This window comes from Corynebacterium minutissimum (assembly GCF_000805675.1).
Classification (GTDB): domain Bacteria; phylum Actinomycetota; class Actinomycetes; order Mycobacteriales; family Mycobacteriaceae; genus Corynebacterium; species Corynebacterium minutissimum.
The window spans coordinates 194,981-214,300 of record NZ_JSEF01000006.1 but is presented as its reverse complement, the minus strand read 5'-3'; the positions used below and the strand labels follow the sequence as shown (position 1 = coordinate 214,300).

Here is a 19,320-nt window from a genome sequence, read left to right as displayed (position 1 = left end):
ACTAATGTGAAAGCTGTGACTATTGTGGTTCAGGTCGGGTGAATCCCTCTCACAACCCCACAAGGAGAAACACATGAAGCGCATCAACCGCACTCTGACCGCAGCTGTCCTGGCTGGTTCCCTCGCACTGGGCGGCACCGCCGTTGCCTCTGCGCAGATCCCGGCCCCGGCCGTGTTCGAGCTCGATGGCACCACCTACCAACGTCAGCCTGACGGATCCTACAAGAGCACCAACCAGCTGGGCTCCACGTCCCTCACCGCTGAGCAGGCCCAGGCCGCTTGGGAGCGTCTGCAGGAGAAGGAAGCTCCTGCAGACAACCAGGATGAAGGCCCCACGACCACCATTCAGCTCGGCGACGAAGAGGAAGCCCCGGCACCGGCACCGGAAAACCCGGATCCGGCTCCGGCTGGCCCGTCCAAGGTTGATACCCCGATCGACAACGGCACTGGCGGATCCGAGCAGGGTTCCGCAAAGCCGGAGGCTCCTGGCTCTGAAAAGCCTGAAACCCCGGGCTCGGAAAAGCCGGAGGCTGGCAAGGAAGAACCTGCTAAGCCTTCCGGTACCGAGACAACACCGACGGGTGGCTCCCAGGCCCCTTCCACCCCTGCAGACGATGCTGACTTCGACACCAAGAAGCTGGCATGGCTGGCACTCCCGGCTGCCCTCATCATCGGTGGCGTGACCTGGTACCTGGCTAAGGACGGCAAGACCTACGTTAAGACCGAAGAGGCTGCTCAGAAGGACACTCCTTCCGCTGAGGAGAAGGCAGCTTCTGAGCAGATGCTCAAGGAGAACAAGGACGAGGTCATCGCCCAGGGTGGCAAGGTTGCCGAGAGCACCGCTGAGAAGTCCCAGGCTCAGTCCCGTGGTATCTCCGCCGAGACCGGCTCCAACACCGTGGCCCGCGGCCTCGCCGCACTGGCTATCGCAGCCATGATTGCTGCCGGCGCCTTCGTTGCGCGCCGAAAGCTCTTTATCTAAAACACTGACACACCAACTTCCACGCTAAGCCGCGGGAGTACCGCATGCCATCCCCTTATTCGCGAGTGATGGCATGCGGTTTGTGTGTCTTTGATGACACCTCGGCGCTCAGAGCACAACAAGCCGCCGTTGAGCACAACATTCCCATCCATATCCGCTAATCTAAAATCGTCTCGTTTTCCCTGCGTCTATCGCTGATTTTCCTAGGAGAAGAATATGAAGAAGACTTCGCTCACACTCGCCACTACCGCTCTGACCGGTTGCCTCGTCTTGGCCGGCACCACCATCGCTTCCGCCGATGAAGAGGCTACTCAGGAGAACGACACCAAGATCAATATCTGCTGGGCACCGGCCGCGGAGTTCACCACCACTGTCGACGAAGAAGAGCACACCTTTAAGCAGGAATCCTTCGGCCTGTGGCGCGCTGCTGACAACGAGGACCTGACGCTCAACCGCGCTGAGGTCATGGAGATTGCTAAGGCCGACACGCAGGCCTGCGGCGAACAGGATGAGGATGCGGCGAAGATCCAGGAGTCCATCATCAACAACCCGCCGACGTCCACCACCACGACTTCGGAGACCCCGACGTCGGAGACCCCGGCCTCTGAAACTCCTTCCACGCCGTCCGAGACCCCATCTCAGAGTGAGACCCCGACTGCCGAGTCCAGCTCCTTTGATGAGTCACTGAGCTCCGAAGACGGTGAGCCGACCGATCTGGGTATTGCCGCCATCATCGCGGCTGTCCTCGGTGTGGTGGGTGCTATCGCCGCCGTCGCTCCGAGCGTAGCTAAGTCCCTAGGCATCAAGCTGCCGTTCTAACAGCTTCGAATTCTCCATAAAAAGCGCTCCTCAGTACTAATCGTTGAGGAGCGCTTTTCGCGTAGCAGGGCGTATGGCGTTCTACTTCAACGTCACCTTGTAGTACAGCGGCTTCGATTTCCACGTGAAGATCACATTATCAACACGCTCGGAGTAGCCACCGGTGGAGTTGGTGTACCACAGCGGGATTGCCGGAAGGTCCTGCATGAGTATTGCTTGGGCATCATTGACCCGCTCAATACTCTCCTGGTCGTTGGATGCCGCAGCAGCCTTCTGCAGAAGCGAATCAAACTCGGGGTTGGAATAATCGGCGTCGTTAGTCGCAGCGCCTGTGGCATACAGCGGCTCCAAGAAACTCGACGGCGACGGATACACCGACTGCCAGCCGGTGCGGAATGCACCCTCGATCGTTTTATTCGTTACTTCATCACGCAGCGATTTGAAGTCCGGATACGGCGCTGGCTGCGCGTCAATGCCAAGGGTGTTCCGGATGAAGTTCACGACGGCATCGACCCACTCCTTGTGGCTGCCATCGGAGTTATACGCCACGGTGAACGGCCCCTCGAACGGCTTCATCTCTTCCGCCTTGGCCCACAGCTCGCGAGCCTTGTCCGGGTTATAGGTCAGGACGTCGTTGCCGGGGATGTCCGTGGCGCCGTCGTTAAGCACAGGCGATGTGAAGTCCACCGCCGGAGTGTTCGTCCCTTGGAAAATGGTCTGGGTAATCTCGTCGCGGTCAATGGCCATGGACAGTGCTTGTCGACGCAACGCCCCCGCCTCCCCGCTAAAGTTCTCATCCCCTGCGGGAATAGTGATGGACTGGAAGATGGCAGCAGGCTCATTGACTGCACGTTCGCCAAGGTCCGTTTCAAAGTTGGCCATGGCCGAGGACGGAACCGAGTCCAAAACATCCAGATTTCCCGAGAGTAGATCCGCATAAGCTGCGCTGGCATCGGCATAGAATACGAAGTTCAAGCCATCGTTCTGCGCCTTACGGTCACCGTCATACTTCTCGTTAGGTACCAGAATCGCGTTTTGGTTATGGTTCCATTCCTGCAGCTTATAGGGTCCGCTTCCCACTGGGTTTTGGCCGTAGGCGTCGATGTCGACAAAGGCGGATTCGTGCATGGGGAAGAAGACGGAATAGCCCAAACGCGTCTCAAAGTCCGCAGTAGGTTCATCGAGCTCAATGGTGAACGTCTTTTCATCGACAACTTTGAGCCCCTCCATGCTCGCTGTTCCTTCTTTATAGCCCCTGATGGGCTCGAAGAAATAGGCAGAGAGCATGCTGTTTTCTACAGCGTTGTTCCATGTGTCGACGTAATCCTGGGCTCGCACCGGGGAGCCGTCGGAGAACACCGCGTCCTCCTTGAGCGTGACCTTGTAGGTCACGTCATCGGTTTTCTCAATGCTTTCTGCTTGGTCATTGTGAACCTCTCCGTTCTCATCGAAATACACGAGCCCTGAGTAGATGAGGTCGATGAGCGTTGCTCCCGGCACATCGCTGGTGTCCGCAGGGATGAGAGGTTTTTGGGGTTCGGTGGAGTTGGTACTGATGAAATCAACATCCGCCGCATCACCGGAACCGTCTCCTCCGCAGGCGGTCAGGCCAGCCGCTGCGACGACGGCGGCGAGGCTCGCGCCTACTTTTGTCCATTGCATGAGTTCTCCTTAAAAGTAGCAGGTGTGTGAATTGTCTCATAACAACATCCCAATATGTGGCACTTCACTTATTAATCACACTTCCGACGCCGAAACCATTCGCACATTTCCTACATAAAGCCTGTCAACCCCCTCGGCGGCTTCCCCACGCCTTCTCCCCAACTGCACCACCACCTTGCAGACCTTTTCGCTTTTTCGTAGCACCAAAACCACGCCGGCGAACATTATCGTGCACTGATAAGCCCTTGGCAGCTGTCGTGGAATACCCATATAACCCTTCACAGGTTGGCCAATCCTTTGCCGTCCTTCGTTAGCATGTGGGAAGTCGATTTCAGTACGCGGTTACGCCCACTGACGTCGGCATCGGATTTTCATACAACGTCCCCGAATTCCCTAGGAGAAGAAATATGAAGCGCATTTCCCGCAACCTCACCGCTGCCGCTCTGGCCAGCTCCCTGACCATGGCCGGCGTTGCAGCTGCCTCCGCCGAGGAGAACACCGAGCTCAATGGCAACGACCTCGTTGACGCCGTAATGACGGCCGGCGAGAACGACACCGAGGGCGAGAACGGTACCGAAGAGGCCGGCGAGGCCGAGGGCGAGAACGGCGAGGACCCGATTGTCCCTATCAGTGCCCCTGGCGAGGGTAACAACGAGAACAAGCCAGGCGAAGGCGACAACAGCAAGCCGGGCGACGAGAACAAGCCAGGCAAGGACGAGAAGCCGGCCGACGAGAACAAGCCGGGCGAAGGCGACAACAGCAAGCCGGGCGACGAGAACAAGCCAGGCGAAGGCGACAACAAGAAGCCGGGCCAGGACGAGAAGCCGGGCCAGGACGAGAAGCCAGGCAAGGACGAAAAGCCGGGCGAAGGCGATGACAACAAGGAGAAGAGCTCCTTCGACGACTTTAAGTCCAAGCTGTCCTCCGAGGACGGCAAGCCGACCAAGCTGGGCATCGCGGGCATCGTCATCGGTGTCCTAGGCGCAATTGCTGCTGCCGTTCCGGCCGCTGCTCAAGCTCTGAACATCAAGCTTCCGTTCTAATTACTGGGGCTGGAACGTCCTAAGGGACATCGATAAGCGCGCAGGCACCCCCACCACCTTTGCGTGGATTGGGGGTGCCTTTGTGTGTTCATGGGGAGTACTCCCGAAAATCGCAGGTTTTCCATCTAACACCAGTCGCACGCGTGGGATCTGGGTTACACTCCGAACCCAACCGATATCGGTTAGCGGAATGGTTCATTCCACTTTTCACCTACTACCTATTCCCGGAGTTTTTCATGTCTAACTTCTCTCGCGGCCTGCTTGCCGCTACTTTGACTGGTTCCCTCGCACTTGCCGGCACCACCGTCGCTTCCGCCAATGATTGCGGCTCCCCGTCTGATGAGTTCACCGCCACCGTTGATGGCAAGGAGCACACTTTCAAGAAGGTCTCCGAATTCCTGTGGCAGGCCACCGACGATGACGACGTTACGTTGAACCGCGCCGACATCTTCCAGTTGGCGAACGAAGGGGAAGATGTATGCTCCTCTGATCCCATCGACCTCGGCGATTGGGGAAGCGGTGACAACGACAGCGGTTCCGAAAGTGACGAACGCGAGGACGACGACACCGATTCCGAGGACAACGGCGACGACGCTGACTCCGACGACGAGACCGACGGCGATGATGCCGGTTCCGACGACGAGACCGACGGTGACGACGCTGACTCCGACGAGGACGGCAATGACGCTGGTTCCGACGATGACGAGGAAGGCGACGATGCTGGTTCCGAGGATGACGAGACCGAAGGCGACGACGCCGACTCCGACGACGAGACCGACGGCGATGACGCTGACTCCGACGACGAAAGCAACGAAGATGACGTCGATTCCGAGGACGGCAATAACGATGATGCCGATTCCGAGGACGACAAGGACGACGAGAACAAGGGCAAGAAGAGTTCCCTTGAAGACGCACTGTCCTCCGAGGACGGCAAGCCATCCGGCCTGGGCATTGCCGCCATCGTCATTAGTGTTCTTGGCGCACTGGCTGCGGCCGCCCCGCACGCTGCACGCGCACTCGGCATCAAGCTTCCGTTCTAGCTGGCAGCTTTAGTAATGCCGTCACCTGCGGCATGAAGTGCAAGTACCTCCATCGAGACCACGATGGAGGTACTTTTTTGATTTTCAAACGCCAAAAAGCCGCACGCCTAGAAAGGTGAAAAGAAAAAGTACCAATTCTCAAGACAGCCAGCCTCCCGCTCAGTACACTCCTCTTCAACCGATACCGGTTAAACGAATGGTTTCACACTCCTTACCATTCACAATTTTTCACTTTCCAATTCTTCTTCCCTGGAGACACAATGAATAACTTCTCCCGCGGTCTGCTTGCCGCTACCTTGACCGGCTCTCTCGCACTTGCCGGCACTACCGTTGCTTCGGCCGAGGAGGCCGCCACCTCTTGCGGCTCCCCTAAGTCGGAGTTCACCCTCAACGTCGACGGCAAGGAGCGCACCTTCCAGAAATACAACGAGTTCATCTGGACAGCGACTGACGATGAGAACCTCAAGCTGAACCGCGCTGAAATCTTCCAGATAGCCAAGGAAGATGCCAACGTCTGCGACTCTGCACCCATCGATCTCGGCGATTGGGGCGCATCCCAGGATGGCCCGAAGAAGGTCGACTACGACATCGTCGAGGGCGAGCGCCAGGACCCAGCGCCTGTCGAGGACGACGACAAAGACAAGGACGAGAAGCCGTCTGAAGACAAGGATGGCAACAAGGATAAGAAGAGCTCCATTGAGGGCGCACTGTCCTCCGAGGACGGCAAGCCGTCCGGCCTGGGCATTGCCGCCATCGTCATTGGCGTTCTTGGCGCACTGGCTGCCATCGTCCCGAACGCCGCACGTGCACTCGGCATCAAGCTTCCTTTCTAGGCAGTAGCAGCTAACACGTCCATGCCCGCTCCCGCATTGTCACGGGGAGCGGGCTTTCTTTTCATCTCGGTATTGCGAAGATGGAAAGCATGTGGTTGTAGTCACACGGTTCGGGTCATACGGTTTCCTTGGGGGCAGACGAACCATGCGTATTGCTGTAGAAGGTTTGTTTGACCCCAAACAAACCCGATGAGTAATGCCTTTTGACTAGAACCACCTGCGAAGCTGGGGCGAGACCGTGTGCGGAGTTCCGGCGAAGCAAGAGCGAGACCATGGGGCGGAACCACCGGCAGACCACCAAGCAGTCCGGACGGCGCAGGTCACTCCCCCGCACCCACGCAAATGAGGGACACACTTCACAAACTCACGTGACGCGGGCTACACTAAACACCCGAAGATTGTTCAACAATTTGGGATTTAGGGAGAACCATGAGCGCGCTGCACATAGACCTCAACGCCGACCTCGGCGAGACCACCGCGGGCAACCCCGTCGCCGACGATGCGGCCATGCTCCAGCTAGTCTCTTCCGCCAACGTGGCCACTGGTTTCCACGCGGGTGACCCGCACTCCATCGCAGGAACGCTGAAAGCAGCCGCTGAGGCGGGTGTGACGGTTGGCGCGCACGTGGGCTACAACGACCCGGCTGCTTTCGGCCGTCGTTTCATTGATTACAACCCGGCTGAGCTGGCAGATGAGGTCACCTACCAAATCGGCGCCCTGCAGGCTTTGGCCCAGGCCAATGGCACGAAGGTCGCCTACGTTAAGCCACATGGCGCGATGTACAACGCCATCGTTCACCACGAAGCCCAAGCACATGCGGTCATCGACGGCATTAAGGCCTTCGGCGATCTGCCGGTCATGCTCCTGCCGGGCGGCGTGGCTGTCGATATCGCAGAGAAGAAGGGACTCACCGTCATCCGCGAGGCCTTCGCGGACCGCAATTACAACCCCGATGGCACGCTCGTCTCGCGGCGAGAGGCGAATGCGGTGATGGGTGATGAGGGGGACGTCGTCAAGCGCGTGCTCGACGTTGCCGAAACCGGATCCGTCACGGCCATCGACGGCACCGTGCTCAATGTGGATGCGCAGTCGGTGTGCACGCATGGAGATTCACCCGGTGCGGTAGCACTTCTGCGCGGCGTGGTGGATGAACTGAAAGCGCGCGGCATTGAGATTCGGAGCGTTGTCTAATGCATATCCACCCTGTGGGAACCCGCGCGCTACTCATTGAGCTGGAGGATTTGTCCCAGGTTATGGCGTGGCATGCGGCTCTCGACGCTCATCCGCTCAAGGACCAGGTCGACGCCATCGCGGCAGCAACCACACTGCTATTGACGTTTGCCACCCCGAATTCTGCTGCAGCGGCCGCCGAGAGGTTGCAGGATTTCCGACCCACCGCGCATACGGGCGAGGATCCTCGCTTGGTGGAGATTGATGTGCTGTATGACGGCGACGATCTTGATGAGGCCGCCGAATTGATGGGCATGTCTCGTGAGGGTCTGATTGATTGGCACACGTCGACGGAGTGGCTCGCGGCTTTCGGCGGCTTCGCTCCCGGCTTTACCTATTGCACTCCGGCGGACCCGGAGCAGAACTTCAACATCGAACGCCGCGCCACCCCGCGCACCGCGGTTCCGGCCGGCGCGGTGGGCATTGCTGGTGGTTTCTCCGCGGTGTACCCGCGCGTTTCTCCTGGCGGCTGGCAGCTGCTGGGCACCACGACGACCCCCATGTGGGAGTCCGATGCCCAGCCACCCGCGCTCGTGCAGCCGGGTGACCGCGTGCGCTACCGCGCGGTGAGCTCGCTACCGGATGTGGTGTCCACCACGCCTTTTGGTCGCCGTACCCCGGCGCGCTTGCCCCGCATGGAGGTCCTTGATGCTGGCTTGCTCACGCTGTTCCAGGACCAAGGCCGCCCGGGCCGCGGCAATCTGGGTGTCACGCCGTCCGGCGCAGCGGACCAGGCCGCCGCAGCCACGGCGAATGTGGCCGTGGGCAATCCGCGCGGGGCGACGGTGCTGGAGAACATCGGCGGCATTCGCCTCCGCGCGCTGACCGACGCCGTCATGTGTGTCACCGGCGCCCAGTCCCGCGTCCTGCTGGACGATATGCCGGTGGCCCTCGCCCGCCCGGTCCTGGTGACGGCAGGGTCTACGGTGACGGTGGAACCGGCCACGGTGGGCCTGCGCAATTACATCGCCATTCGCGGCGGCATTGTGGCGGATGCGGAGCTGGGTTCGGCCTCCACGGACATGCTCTCCGGGCTGGGACCTCAGCCGGTGCGGCTTGGCGACGTCATCGGTGTCCTCCCCCGCTCCACCGCCATGACCGATGCGCAGCTGGCCAATCCGCTGCGCGTGGGTTCCGGTGCGCAAGGCCAAACTCAGGGCGTCTTGCGCTGCGTGCTGGGACCGCGCGATGACTGGTTCACGCCTGATAGCCTCAACGTCTTCGTGTCCACCGAGTGGACGGTGACCTCACAGTCCAACCGCGTGGGAGTGCGCCTGGTTGGCCCTTCAGATGACAGCGGCCTGGAGCGCTCCCGCGAGGGCGAACTGCCGTCGGAGGGCATGGTGGCCGGTTCCGTCCAGGTTCCGCCGAGTGGCGAGCCGGTCATTTTCCTCCGCGACCACGCCGTCACCGGTGGTTATCCGGTCATTGCTACTGTCCTCGAAGAAGATATTGATATTGCCGCACAGCTCCCGCCGGGGGCTACGGTCCGCTTTGAACTCGCTTAAACATCCAGAAGGTTAACCATGATTTCTGCAGTCCTTATTGCTAACCGCGGCGAGATCGCCGTCCGTATCGCCCGTACTGCCCGCGACCTGGGCATTCGTTCCATCGCCATCTATTCGGAGGCCGATGCCGGCGCCCTGCATACCCAGGTGGCCGATGAAGCCTATGCACTGCCCGGCAACACCGCAGCGGATACCTACATGAACGTCCCAGCACTCCTCGATATCGCTGTGCGCGCCGGTGCCGATGCCATCCACCCGGGCTACGGCTTCCTTTCGGAGAACGCCGACTTTGCCCGCACCGTGGCCGAGGCCGGCCTGACGTGGATTGGCCCATCGCCTGAGTCCATCGAGCTGCTCGGTGACAAGATTGCTGCGCGCCGCGTGGCTGAGGAGGTCGGTGCCCCGCTGGCCCCAGGTACCTCCGATCCCATCGATGACTGGCAGGAAGCCCGCGCCTTCGCTGAGGAGCACGGCCTGCCCATCGCCATTAAGGCTGCCTACGGTGGTGGCGGCCGCGGCCTCAAGGTGGTGGAGAATCTCGAGGACATCGAGGCCGCCTTCAACTCCGCTGGCCGCGAGGCCAAGGAGGCCTTCGGCCGCGCAGAATGCTACGTGGAGAAGTTCCTGACCCACCCGCGCCACGTGGAGGCTCAGATTTTGGCCGATACCCACGGCAACGTCGCCGTTCTGGGCACCCGCGATTGCTCCACGCAGCGCCGCTTCCAGAAGCTCATTGAGGAAGCCCCAGCGCCCGCGCTTTCCGACGACCAACGCCACGGCATCCACGAAGGTGCTCGCGCCATCTGCGCGAAGGTTGGCTACACCGGTGCCGGCACGGTCGAGTACATCGTCTCCGAGGACGGCACCATTTCCTTCCTCGAGGTCAATACCCGTGTGCAGGTGGAGCACCCCGTGACCGAGATGGTCACCGGAGTGGACATTATTGCGGAGCAGTTCCGTATCGCTTCCGGCGAACCGCTCTCCTTTGTGAGCGGCTCCGACGCGCAGGCGTTAGACCCGCAATCTCATGGCCACGCCTTCGAGTTCCGCATCAACGCCGAAGACATCCTCAACGGCTTCGCGCCGTGCCCGGGCACGGTCGTGCGCTTCGAGCCGCCGACGGGCCCCGGCATTCGCGTTGATTCCGGCGTGCGCTCCGGGTCTATCGTGCCGCCCTACTACGATTCGCTCGTCGCGAAGCTGCTGGTGTGGGGACCTACCCGCGAAATTGCATTGAGCCGCGCCAAGCAGGCGTTGAAGGAGTTCGACATTGAAGGCGTGCGCACCGTGCTTCCGTTCCACCGCGACATGGTGGCCTCGCAGGTCCTGGTGGACCACGGAGATCCTGAGGCCACGGCCGGCATCTACACCGACTGGCTCGACCACAACTACCGCCCGTCCGCCGAGGCCACGAGCCACGTCGCGCCCGTCGAGGCCATCTATGCCAAGCGCACGCGTGTAGCCCTAGAAATCGATGGCAAAATCGTCAGCGTGGGCTTCCCCTCCAACCTCTTGGCGGCGGGTGCACCGGCGGTGCAGGCGGCGGGGGCGTCGGCAAGCGCAGGCTCCGGCGCCAGCACCGGAGGAAACGACGTGACCTGCCCGTACGAGGCCAACCTTGTGGCGTGGAACGTCGCCGAGGGCGAGAAGGTCGAGGAAGGCCAGGCCATCGCGACCATCGAGGCCATGAAGATGGAATCCGCCGTCAAGGCTCCGGCCGCGGGCACGGTCTCACTCGTGGCCAAGGAAGGCGCGCGACTCGAGCCGGGCGCGGTGATCGCCACCATCAGCTAGCCGGCAGGCTACTGTAAGTCGCATGCTTGCAGATTCCGTCGCCGCCGCGCTGCGCGCCGCCATCTCCGAGGGCGAGTACATGCCCGGCCAGCAGCTCAATGAGGTCCGCGCGTCCGAGCGCTTCGACTGCTCCCGCAACACGCTGCGGGAGTCCTTCGCCATGTTGGCGGCGGAGCGCATCGTCGAGCGCATCTCGCACCGCGGCGTCTTCATCGCGACCCCGGACGAGGATTTCGTGCGTGACCTGTACCTCGCGCGAGCCGCCATCGAGCCTGCTGCGGCGCGCTACGGTACGTTCCCGGACCCTGGCGAGCTCGTTAGTCTCACGGAATCCGCCGTGCTTAGCGACGCTCCCCGCCCCCTCCTCAACCAGCGCTTCCACCAGAAGCTCGTCGCGGGCTTGGGCTCACCCACGTTGGACCGCACCATGTCCCACCTGCTCGCCCGCATGCGGCTGACCTTCTTGCTTACGCTGGAGCGCTACCCGCAGATTCACGATAATCACGTGCAGCCCAACATCGAACTAGCGCACCTCATCGCGCAAGGCGAGCGCGATGCCGCCGCCGACGCCTGCCGCGCCGACCTCATGCGCGCGATGGACTCCATTCTTCGCGTTCTCTAGCCTCGTCGCAGGCCATATCAGCCGTCCCGTTGCTTCGCGTTGCGTCCCGTTGCGTCCCGCCGCTTGCCGTCGCTTGCCGTCGCACAGCATTTCCAAAAGGTCCCTTTACTCTGGTCCCTTTGCAGCGAAAAGGGACCATGTATTCCGGATTTTTGGCCTCCACGTGGTCCCTTTACAGCGACAAGGGACCAAACTAAGGGGACCAAACTGAAGGGAATCCCGCCTCATTTCCTCTCTCAAAGGAGACTGTTATGACCCCCCAAAAAAGCGCACTCGGCAGTTTGCAGCGCTGCTGATTGCCTCTGCTCTGAGCGTTTCCGTATCTAACTCAGCCGTTGCTTCCGCAGAAGAATTCCAAGACCACGGCGCCAAGGGAGGCTTTGCTTCCGGTGTGATGGCCGAGCTACTCGGCGAGGCAGCACCCGCCTTCACAACCTACTGGGCATCTGCCGGCCGGAAAGTTCGCTACCCTGCAGGTGGCGGTACCTGGGAGTACGGATTCTGGAACGCTAAGGCGCGTTCTTATTTCACCGTGAATCGGTGCCATACTTCGACTGTGACCGTCAACGGCAGAACGCAACGAAGCATCAACACCCGCGGCGGCCAGAAGTCGATCGCCGAGCTTTGGGCAACGAATTTTCCGGGCACTAAGGACAGCTACTGAAGCGTCCTGGGTTTAGTTCCTACCTCAGCTAAGGAAGGATTGAACTATGCCTAGAAAGTATCCCGTCGAGTTCAAGGAGAAGGCTTTCTACCAGATCATCGATTTGGTTTGCTTGGAGTCTTGCTCACTGCAACGCTCCTACACGAAGGTCGGCGAGCTCCTTGGAGTATCTCACCACTCGTTGCGGGCTTGGTACCGTGACAGCGCTTCAGTACGCGATGACTCTGACGCTTCAGGCGGCGAAACAATGGAAGAATAGCTTGGGGCGTCTGTGCCGCAAAACCGTGAGCTGAAACGAGCAAACGGGATTCTTAAGACAGCTTCGGCTTTTTCGCAGCGGAACTCGACCGACCCACGACCAAATGATCTCCTACATCGACGCGTATAAAGATCAGTTTGGAGCCCGTGGCCATCTGCCGAGTCCTTAAACAAGCAGATCGTGGATTCATTACTTCACGCGGCTACCGCAAAGCCACCACCCGTGTTCCCAGCGCAAGGGCCTTAAGCGATAGCCTTCTCATCCCAGAGATACAGCGTGTGCATGCGGAGAATTTCTCGGTCTACGGTATCCGCAAAATGTGGCACGCGATGAACCGTGAAGGTTTTCATATCGGCCGCGACAAGACCGCCCGACTGATGAAACTCGCAGGCGTTTCTGGCCGCAGACGTGGGCGAACCCCAGTAACAACGATTAGCCCGAAGGCACCGGATCATCGCCCAGACCTTGTGCGCCGAAACTTCTGTGCGCAGGCACCAGGCAGGTTGTGGGTTGCCGACATTACCTACGTTCGCGCCCTGTCAGGATTCGCCTACACCGCGTTTGTCGTGGATGTCTTCAGCCGAAAAATTGTTGGTGTTGCTACACGCTCGACGATGCGTACCGATGCGCTGCCGATGGAGGCTTTGGAGCATGCGTTAACGACTGCAGGGCGAATCCATGGAAACCAGCTAATTCACCACAGCGATCGGGGCAGCCAGTATGTGTCACTGAAGTATTCCACTGCGCTAGCTGAGTCAGGAATCCGTCCGAGTGTGGGGAACAGTCGGCGATTCTTATGACAATGCTCTAGCCGAAACAGTCAACGGTTTCTACAAGGCGGAACTGATTCATGCCCAGGGTCCGTGGACGTCGGTCGGAGAAGTCGAATTGGCCACCTTGCGGTGGGTGCATTGGTGGAACACTAAGCGGGTTCATGAAGCTTTGGACTACGCCACCCCACAAGAAGTAGAAACCGAGTACTATCTCACCCAGCCCATCAACACAGGGCCGTAAAAGAAGCGGAACTAAACCCAGGACGCTTCACTACTACTACAACTTCTGCTAGAACTCATGCGCATTCGACCCCTAGTACTTGGGCTTTTGAGCCTACTTCTTGCTGCAGTCATCGCGACTACTGGGTGGCTGCTGACAGCCCTGGTTGACTCCACCAAGCCCTTGTCCTTAGGGGTCGAATCAACCTTTAGTCTTGACTACGTCGAGCCTAAGACTTCACTCGCGGAGGAACTTGAGTCAGACTACGCACCGACGGTAATCCGTAACTCACTGGTTTCATTGGCCGAGCAGAACGGCTACTCCATCTACCGGCTGACTGGCACCGATGACGCAAGCGGGACTTCCCACGAGGTTTTCATCCCGCTGGAGCAAAATTATCCAGCACCGGAACGCATTCCCCGGCTCAACCGGCCGGATGCCTTGAGCCAAGCGTCCAGTGAGCTTGGGTCGCTGGATTACCACGGTGACTACGTCTTGGTTCCCAAAGCAACGGGTGGCAATGCGAACCACTTCTACGAATCGGCCAGGAATGACGGGCTCAGGCTAAGCGAAAAGACGCAGTTCCTTCACCTCATCCAATCGGTCGTATTCCGCCTGCCCGCGTTGGTGGCGATCCTGTTTCTATTTGTCGTTTCCCTTTTTGCCCTGGTATTTGTTCTTCGGGTTTCCGGTCTTAGATTGGCAGCGCTGCGCACAATAAATGGAGGGCACCGCAGTCAAAAAGGCAATTGGCGGCAATGGGCCTTTGTCATCCTCCCGCACCTAGTTCTCATTGGCCTTGCGAGTACATTCCTCGCCCGCCAAGGAAGCTATTCTTTTGCTCTCCTGTTCCTCAGGTTCTACGCCGCCGGGATAGGCTTGGCCCTGGCTACCACCGGTTTGGCCGTAGCCGTCACCGCCCCATTGTTGCGCCGCGCAGTAGCGCTGCTGGGGCAGCGTGCCCCCGCAGAGAAGGCGGCGGGAAAAGCGCTGAAAGTAATTTCGGTCTTTACCTGCGTGACCTTTGTAGCAGCGGGTCTTAGCTCAGCGGCTGCGCTCCGCTCCTACCAGCAGGAATCCGAGGCCCAGCAGACCTGGAAATCTCTCGCGGAGTTTGGAGCCTTGCATTTTTCAGCCAACTTCGACGGCCCTGCTGGCCGCGCGGAAGGAGGCGAGCTCTTGCCGCCCAGTGTGCAGCAGAACTTCCGCGACTTCGCGCTCAGCTGGGAACGGGAGCACGGGGCTGTCCTCAGCCATACTTTGCCGAAAGAAGGTACCGGTGTGCCGGACTCCTGCCCCGTGGCACTTGCTAACCGCCAATGGCACGATCTGCAGGATTATCAGTTCCGTCCCGGAGACGACAACCACTCGGTCGACTATTCCGCAGCCCAAGAGCATTTCGCAGCTTCCGTGGATCTGTGGGCTCAGGAATCCGGCGACCTGCTCCTTAAGTCTGCGCAAATTGGTCCGGTCAGTGCCGATCATGCGGTCGGATTCATTAGTGGAACAATGTCGGGGGAACTGGTTCCCGGCGATTGTTTTTACGTGCTTGAAACGGACGATCTATCCGGCTTCGACGCAGACTTCCTAAGCTCCACAGCTTCGAGTAAAAATTTGCTCTTCGCGGATTTCTCGGAACTGGGTCCAGAACTTACCGCTGCCGGCCTCGAAGGCTACGTGTACCCGGTACACGCCGCCGATCGCGGTCTGGCCGAACTAGTAGCCAGCACGGCGCTGTTCTGGCTGAGTATCCTGAGCGTCCTCGGAGCTTTGCTCGCCACGCTTGCGGCCTTGATAGTCCAGGCGCGCATCCAGCTCCGAGTTCACCGTCGCCTCCTGGTACTCCTCCACAGCGCTGGGCAATCACCGGACAAAACGATGTGGCGACTATTCAAAAGCCAACTGGTCAGCCTGACAGTTGTCGTCATATTGTCCGTCCTGGCTCCGCTACTGCTTCCCAACCCGTTCCTCTACACCTTCACCGCGCTAAGCTGCCTTGTCTTAATCGTCTACCTCGGTTTTGTCCGTCTCAGTATTTCTCAGCACATGTCCGCCTCCCCTAGGAGTCACAATGTCATTGGCTAGCCCCAATCAGTCCCCCACTCTGCCGCCGGAGATTTCCACCTCTCATCTCTGTCTCGCCGCGGAGTCGACTTTTTCTGTGGGGCGCAGCACGCGGATGGTGAAGAAGTCCCTCGTGGAAAATGCAACGTTTTCCCTACCCGGGCCAGGCTTTGTCGCCATCTGTGGAGCCAGCGGTTCCGGAAAGACTTTGCTGCTCAACACCTTGGCCGGGCTCCTGCCGCCGGCGGACGGCCTCCTCCGGATAGACGGTGAGAATGCCTCCGCGTGGAGGATGAAGCGGAGGCGGAGGTTCTGGCGAGAACGCGCAGCGATAATCCACCAAGACCACGGAATCATTCCCGAACTAAGCTGCGAAGATAACCTCACCCTCGGGCTATCCAGGAAGCAATACTCCAAAGAAGAATTGCTGCACTCCCTCGGCGAAGTCGGTCTTGATGTCCCCTTCGACGGGCCGGCAGCTATTCTCAGCGGAGGCGAGCAGCAGCGGCTGGCGATCGCCCGAGCCCTGCTCCGCGGCGCGGCTTATGTGTTCGCTGACGAGCCGACCGCCTCCCTCGACCCCACTAACCGCGACCAAGTTATCGCGCTCCTGCGGCGAGCTGCGGACGGGGGCGCACTCGTTCTGGCCGCCACGCACGATGCCGCAGTTATTGCTGCCGCTGACAGCACCTTGCGCATCAATGATCGCCAGGTCACAGTCTCCGGCTCTGCGCGGGATTAAATCGCGATGCCCGCGGCCTTGGCCACCTTCCGGTACCCGGCCGCATGGTCCGCGACGCTGGCGTGGGCGTTGAGTCCGCTGGGGTTGTCGAGCACGGGCCTGACCCCCGGAAAGTAGACACGTCGGGGGTTAGCTATGCTGCTTGGGTCAGTGTAGCTGATGTGAGTGCTTCGAAGTCATTGGGGGCTAGAAAGTTGCACCAGGAGTGCCGTCTGCGGGTGTTGTAGCGCATGCACCACCGGAAGACTTCTTGGCGACAGCTGATTGGATTGTCAAAGACTTTCCGATCACGTAGCACTTCACGTTTTAAGGTGGCGTTAAATGACTCTGCTAGGGCATTATCGGCGCTAGTTCCCACCGCGCCCATGGATTGGCGCACACCAAGTTGGGCGCAGTGGTCTTGAAAAGCCTGTGAGGTGTACACACTGCCATGATCAGAATGGAAAATTGCCCCGTCAAGGCTTCCGCGGACTTTGCTGGCATGAGACAAAGCCTCGATTACCAGAGATACCCGCATGTTATCGGCTAGCGCATGACCAACGAGCTTGCGTGAATAGGCGTCAATGACCGTGGCAAGGTACATGTTCTTGCCGCCCTTACACGGCAGGTAGGTGATGTCGCCTACATAGACGTGGTTCGGCCTGTCAGCGGTGAATTTGCGGCCTACTAGATCTGGCATGACTCGGTGACCAGGCTTGCGCCTAGTGGTGATGCATCGACGCCGTTTGGTAAAGCCTTTTAGCCCCATGGATTTCATGATGCGTGCAACCTTCTTGTGATTTATCGGGCCGAAGTCCATATCGTCGTTGAGGCTTGCAGCGATGCGTTTAGCACCATAAAGCCCGTGCTCATCATCGAAGATGGTCTTGATTCTTGCACCAATAAGAGCATCAGAGCATATCTTTAACCTGCGATTTTCGCGGGGGACTAAACCGAGGGGACCACAGTGTCGGGGCCGCCTGGCCCTTTCGCCCACCACCCGAATGGGCGGAGTTTAGGGGATGAGGTAGTCGCGGTCCGGGATGTCGGTAACAAGCATCTTGCCGGGCGCATGTGTGATGGCGAGGCTGGGCCGCGAGTTCATGACAATGGCCTGCGGGGTCACGCCACAGGCCCAAAAGACGGGGATGGTGCCCTCGGGGGTGTCGATGGCCTCGCCGAAATCAGGCTGAGACAGGTCCTCGATGCCGATGGCTGCCGGGTCGCCGACGTGCACCGGGGCACCGTGGACGGCCGGGTAGCGGGAGGTGATGCGCACGGCGTCGGAGACCTGGTTCGCGGGAATGGGGCGCATCGATACGACCATGGGACCGGAGAAGACCCCGGCTGGGGTGGTGGCGATGGAAGTGCGATACATCGGCACGTTTCGGCCTTGGTCGATGTGAGCGATGGAGATGCCGTTCTCCAGAAGGGCGTTCTCAAAGGTAAACGAACAACCGATGAGGAAGGAGACGGTGTCGGGGGAGTAGAAAGGCGTGGCGTCGTTAAGCGTGTGCGTAAGCTGGCCGTCTTCGTAGATGTTGTAGGCGGGGATGTCGGTGCGGATGTCCCCGCCAGGGATGAGGTCGGACGTGAACTCCCCTGCCTCGAGCACGCCGACGATGGGGCATGGCTTGGGGTTTCGCTGGGCAAAGAGAAGGAAGTCGAAGGCGTACTCGCGCGGCAGGGCGATGAGGTTGGCCTGCATAAATCCGCGAGCGTGACCAGCGGTGGTGGTCATATCGTGCGAGCGGGCGAAAGAGCGAACCTCGGCCGGGCTGTGCATTATGCCCATAGTTCAACGATTCCAGAAATAGACTTGACGCCGATAATAATTTCCAGTCCCAGGGCCAGCACACCGGCGATGAGCAGCCACATCGGCTGCTTGACGCCGTGGGTCAGGTCATGGCGGCGGAAGGCTACCCACATGACCATAGCGAAGGCGATGGGCAGGATGATGCCGTTGAAGGCGCCGGCGAAGATGAGCAGCTTCTGCGGGGCGGAGTTGAGAATCACGAAGAGGATCGTGCATACCACGATGAAACCGACAGTGAGGAAGTTGCGGGTGCGCGGGCTGGTCTTCTGTGTGGTCACGAAGGTAATCGAGGTATAGGAGGCACCGATTACGGAGGACAGACCGGCGGCGAAGAGGACGACACCGAAGGCGCGGAGGCCGAACTCGCCGGCAGCGTGGCGGAAGGCATCGGCGGCCGTGTTGTCCTCGGACAGGGCCACGCCCGTGGCGACAACGCCCAAGACCGCGAGGAAGAGCAGCACGCGCATGATGCCGGTAACGATGATGCCGAGCACGGACGTCTTGGTAATGGCGCCAACGTTCTCTGGGCCCGAGAGGCCAGAATCGATGAGGCGGTGCGCGCCGGCAAAGGTGATGTAGCCGCCCACCGTGCCGCCGATGAGAGTGGTGATGACAAAGAAGTCGATGTTCTCTGGCATGACGGTGTTCTTCAGGGCCTCACCTACCGGGGGCTGGGACACGATGGCTACGTAGAGCATGAGCAGAATCATCACCGCGCCGAGGGCCGCGACGATGCGGTCTAGGGCCACGCCGGCGCGCTTAGACAAGAAGATAAAGACTGCGATCGCCGCAGCGATGACGCCGCCCCAGCGCGCCTCGATGCCGATCATGGCATTGAGGCCCAGTCCCGAACCGGCGATGTTACCGATATTGAAGACCATGCCGCCGATGAAGACAAGCACGGCGAGGAACCAGCCCAAGCCGGGAAGAACGGTGTTGCCCAGCTCGTTGGCGCGCATGCCGGAGACGGCCAACACGCGCCAAACGTTGAGCTGGATGGCGATGTCCACGATGATCGACAACGCAATGGCGAAGGCGAAGGCCGCGCCCATCTGGACGGTAAAGACCGAGGTCTGGGTCAAAAAGCCCGGGCCAATGGCCGAGGTGGCCATGAGGAACATGGCACCGGCCATGGCGCCGATGCCCTTGGGCGGTTGAGCCTGCTGAGGTGTCTGGTCAGAGGCCGGAACTGCGGAGGGGGTGGTTGATTCAGAGCTCACTGGAGAGAACCTTTCGTGACGCAGGTCGCATTATTGAATGGTCAAAGCAT

General features: G+C 60.0%; 15 protein-coding genes and 2 pseudogenes. 13 read left to right on the top strand and 4 right to left on the bottom strand.

Annotated elements, in window-relative coordinates; translation table 11 throughout:
• Positions 1 to 73: 73 nt before the first annotated feature.
• Both NX84_RS04120 and NX84_RS12345 read left to right on the top strand, forming a co-directional pair.
• Positions 74 to 982: a hypothetical protein gene (locus NX84_RS04120; protein WP_039674058.1), complete on the top strand. Its 909-nt coding sequence runs from the start codon at positions 74 to 76 to the stop codon at positions 980 to 982.
• A 216-nt stretch (positions 983 to 1,198) separates the two neighbouring features.
• Positions 1,199 to 1,801, top strand: coding sequence for a hypothetical protein (locus NX84_RS12345; RefSeq protein ID WP_052319656.1), 603 nt, complete (start codon positions 1,199 to 1,201; stop codon positions 1,799 to 1,801).
• A gap of 81 nt (positions 1,802 to 1,882) precedes the next feature.
• On the opposite strand, the gene NX84_RS04110 is transcribed toward NX84_RS12345, so the two are convergent.
• Positions 1,883 to 3,463, bottom strand: a complete 1,581-nt coding sequence (locus tag NX84_RS04110) for a peptide ABC transporter substrate-binding protein (RefSeq protein WP_039674056.1) — start codon at positions 3,461 to 3,463, stop codon at positions 1,883 to 1,885.
• Positions 3,464 to 3,870: 407 nt separating this feature from the next.
• Between NX84_RS04110 and NX84_RS13255 the strand changes: the two genes are divergently transcribed.
• From NX84_RS13255 to NX84_RS04045, 11 genes and pseudogenes are all read left to right on the top strand, one after another.
• Positions 3,871 to 4,506, top strand: coding sequence for a hypothetical protein (locus NX84_RS13255; RefSeq protein ID WP_039674054.1), 636 nt, complete (start codon positions 3,871 to 3,873; stop codon positions 4,504 to 4,506).
• Between the two features lie 236 nt (positions 4,507 to 4,742).
• On the top strand, positions 4,743 to 5,546 hold the full coding sequence (locus NX84_RS12340; protein WP_052319655.1) for a hypothetical protein: 804 nt from the start codon (positions 4,743 to 4,745) through the stop codon (positions 5,544 to 5,546).
• Between the two features lie 260 nt (positions 5,547 to 5,806).
• A complete protein-coding gene (locus tag NX84_RS04090; RefSeq protein ID WP_039674053.1) occupies positions 5,807 to 6,379 on the top strand; it encodes a hypothetical protein in 573 nt (190 codons plus the stop codon).
• A 429-nt stretch (positions 6,380 to 6,808) separates the two neighbouring features.
• Complete coding sequence (locus tag NX84_RS04085) at positions 6,809 to 7,570, top strand: 5-oxoprolinase subunit PxpA (protein WP_039674052.1); 762 nt, start codon at positions 6,809 to 6,811, stop codon at positions 7,568 to 7,570.
• On the top strand, positions 7,570 to 9,117 hold the full coding sequence (locus NX84_RS04080; RefSeq protein ID WP_039674051.1) for a 5-oxoprolinase subunit B/C family protein: 1,548 nt from the start codon (positions 7,570 to 7,572) through the stop codon (positions 9,115 to 9,117). Before NX84_RS04085 ends, NX84_RS04080 begins: the two co-directional genes overlap by 1 nt.
• A gap of 18 nt (positions 9,118 to 9,135) precedes the next feature.
• A complete protein-coding gene (locus NX84_RS04075; RefSeq protein ID WP_039674050.1) occupies positions 9,136 to 10,911 on the top strand; it encodes an acetyl/propionyl/methylcrotonyl-CoA carboxylase subunit alpha in 1,776 nt (591 codons plus the stop codon).
• A 22-nt stretch (positions 10,912 to 10,933) separates the two neighbouring features.
• Positions 10,934 to 11,533, top strand: coding sequence for a GntR family transcriptional regulator (locus NX84_RS04070; protein ID WP_039674049.1), 600 nt, complete (start codon positions 10,934 to 10,936; stop codon positions 11,531 to 11,533).
• A gap of 394 nt (positions 11,534 to 11,927) precedes the next feature.
• Positions 11,928 to 12,197: a lactococcin 972 family bacteriocin gene (locus NX84_RS04065; RefSeq protein WP_039674046.1), complete on the top strand. Its 270-nt coding sequence runs from the start codon at positions 11,928 to 11,930 to the stop codon at positions 12,195 to 12,197.
• Positions 12,198 to 12,243: 46 nt separating this feature from the next.
• A pseudogene (locus tag NX84_RS12775) lies at positions 12,244 to 13,470 on the top strand (IS3 family transposase).
• 57 nt (positions 13,471 to 13,527) lie between these two features.
• A complete protein-coding gene (locus NX84_RS04050; protein ID WP_039674044.1) occupies positions 13,528 to 15,534 on the top strand; it encodes a hypothetical protein in 2,007 nt (668 codons plus the stop codon).
• Complete coding sequence (locus tag NX84_RS04045) at positions 15,521 to 16,255, top strand: ATP-binding cassette domain-containing protein (protein WP_016456434.1); 735 nt, start codon at positions 15,521 to 15,523, stop codon at positions 16,253 to 16,255. The genes NX84_RS04050 and NX84_RS04045 overlap by 14 nt, the downstream gene beginning before the upstream one ends.
• Positions 16,256 to 16,388: 133 nt before the next feature.
• Here the strand turns inward: NX84_RS04045 and NX84_RS04040 are convergent.
• The 3 genes and pseudogenes from NX84_RS04040 to NX84_RS04030 form a co-directional block, all read right to left on the bottom strand.
• A pseudogene (locus NX84_RS04040) lies at positions 16,389 to 17,168 on the bottom strand (IS3 family transposase); the annotation flags it as partial.
• Between the two features lie 81 nt (positions 17,169 to 17,249).
• Positions 17,250 to 18,029 (bottom strand): putative hydro-lyase, encoded by a 780-nt coding sequence (locus NX84_RS04035; RefSeq protein WP_174519842.1) that lies wholly within the window; start codon positions 18,027 to 18,029, stop codon positions 17,250 to 17,252.
• A complete protein-coding gene (locus NX84_RS04030) occupies positions 18,020 to 19,183 on the bottom strand; it encodes an NRAMP family divalent metal transporter (protein WP_111689426.1) in 1,164 nt (387 codons plus the stop codon). The genes NX84_RS04035 and NX84_RS04030 overlap by 10 nt, the downstream gene beginning before the upstream one ends.
• Positions 19,184 to 19,320: the final 137 nt, after the last annotated feature.